Origin of the sequence: Muriicola sp., from assembly GCF_049669965.1 — a bacterium.
GTDB lineage: Bacteria > Bacteroidota > Bacteroidia > Flavobacteriales > Flavobacteriaceae > Muriicola.
Window position 1 is genome coordinate 1 of sequence record NZ_JBATLB010000207.1, and the last position, 1976, is coordinate 1976.

The following is a 1976-nucleotide window of genomic DNA, read 5'->3' on the forward strand; positions in this document are numbered from 1 at the left end:
TTCGCCTCTATGAAAAATTCGCTCAGGAAGGGAATGAGGTAGAGGCCAGTTGGTTCGCTATTCTAAATTCATTCTTTATCATAACTCTGGCACCTCTGTTCTCCAGATGGTGGGAAAGTAAATACAACCCCAGTGCGGCACACAAGTACGGCATAGGTCTTATATTACAAGGCCTGGGTTTTGCCGTACTGGTATTTGGTACCCTGAGCATTCCCCAGGGTGCCGCCACTGCAGCGGTAAGTATGATCTATTTGATCCTGGCCTATCTCCTGATCACCATGGGCGAACTTTGCGTCTCTCCTGTCGGGCTTTCTTATCTCAGTAAATTGGTTCCACCCAGGATGATCGGATTTATGTTTGGTATCTGGTACCTGGCAATCGCGATCGGACAGAAACTGGCCGGGCAACTTGGAGGAATGATAGACCAGATCACCGCTGAATATTCCTTGAGCAGCTTCTTCCTCATCTTTACGGTACTCTGTATAGTTCTTGGTTTGATTTCGATCGTTCTGAACAGACCCCTGAAACGTATGATGCACGGTATTAGATAGCTCTTTAGTCAGGTCTGAGACGAAACGCACCTTTTTCCGAGGTAGCATGGAATGGAAGACCGGATGACTCACAACTCTTTTTCCAGCGGGCCACATCTGCCCGATAATTACTGCCATCTGCAACCACCATTTGCGGCTTTGAATGGGCAAGTAACCTATCTAAATGGATGTGGGGCGATTGTGTAAGTAGGAGAACAGCGGACTGCACGGTATTTGACGGGAAAACTCCGCTGCTATCTATTACTATCCATGTTTGCCCGTTAAATGTAAAGGCATTTGGAACATCCCTATAGGTCACAGGTCCCAGGAATTCTTTGAGTGCAATGTTACTCAGAAGTTGGTTCACTTTAGTACTATCTGATGTCATCACATGGAGCCTTCTCCCTTCTTGGTGCAAAATAACTGTGTCCGCCATTTTATGGAGTACCATAAGTTGTTCATTTTGGGAGCTACAGTAAGCTCTATAGAAGGTCCAGGACTGAATGGTGAGTACACAAACAGCTATTTTTATCACAGCCCGAGCGTTCCTGTATTCCAAGCCTCTTACGACAAAATAAAGTAGGAGGTAGCAGAAGATCACTGTAATGACATCCAGAGATAGGTTATTGAACAAGAATTGCTCCTGGTCCGCAATTAGCTTCACTACAGTATTCATTGATTTAAGAAGGGTATTGTAGGTCTGAGCCACCATCACAGGCAATAAATCACAGATAGACAGAAGGATTACCAGGATTCCCATTCCAAGAATAATGCCCAAAAAGGGAACAATTAAAAGGTTAGACAGAAAAAAGAGGCCAGGGAACTGATTAAAATAGTAGATACTTATGGGTAATACTCCGGCCTGAGCAGCCAGACTAACGGAGAAAAGTTGCCAGGTTTTTTTGAGGAACCAAAAACGGGGATTCCAAATTTTTTGCAAGATAGGATAGATCCAGACTATGGCAAAGACCGCAGCATAACTCATTTGAAATCCAACCTGAAATAGAAACATTGGGTTGATGAGTAAAACAGCGAAGGCAGATAGGGCCAGGATATTAGCTATGCTGGTGGGCCGATTTAAAAAAAGGGCATAGGAGACAAAAGAGAACATGGTAACAGCCCTGACCACAGATGGGGACAGACCTGTAAAGAAGGCATATGCCCAGAGGGTGATAATAATCAGGCTCATACGCATAAGAGATCCGTGCCGGAAGACCAATAAAGGTTTTAACAGGGCCTGTAGTAAGAGCAACAAAATGCCAATATGGAGTCCGGATACTGCCAGGATGTGTGCAGCACCTGCCTGCTGATAATCTTCATAGATGTCCGGATCCAGATTGTTCCTTTGGCCCAGGAGTATGGCTTGCAGAATACCCAGTTCATTCCTCCCCAGAGAGGTTTTCTCCAATGCTCTGATAATGTTGGTCCTGAAAGCGGCCGCTTTTC

Annotated in this window: 2 protein-coding genes; one reads left to right on the forward strand and one right to left on the reverse strand. The window is 45.1% G+C overall.

From position 1 onward, the window contains the following. The coding region (locus tag WBM49_RS10610; protein ID WP_424372024.1) for an MFS transporter at nucleotides 1-551 on the forward strand (551 nt) is incomplete at its 5' end. A gap of 4 nt (nucleotides 552-555) precedes the next feature. Here the strand turns inward: WBM49_RS10610 and WBM49_RS10615 are convergent. Beyond that, a partial coding sequence (locus tag WBM49_RS10615; RefSeq protein ID WP_424372025.1) for a ComEC/Rec2 family competence protein occupies nucleotides 556-1976 on the reverse strand: 1421 nt, incomplete at its 5' end.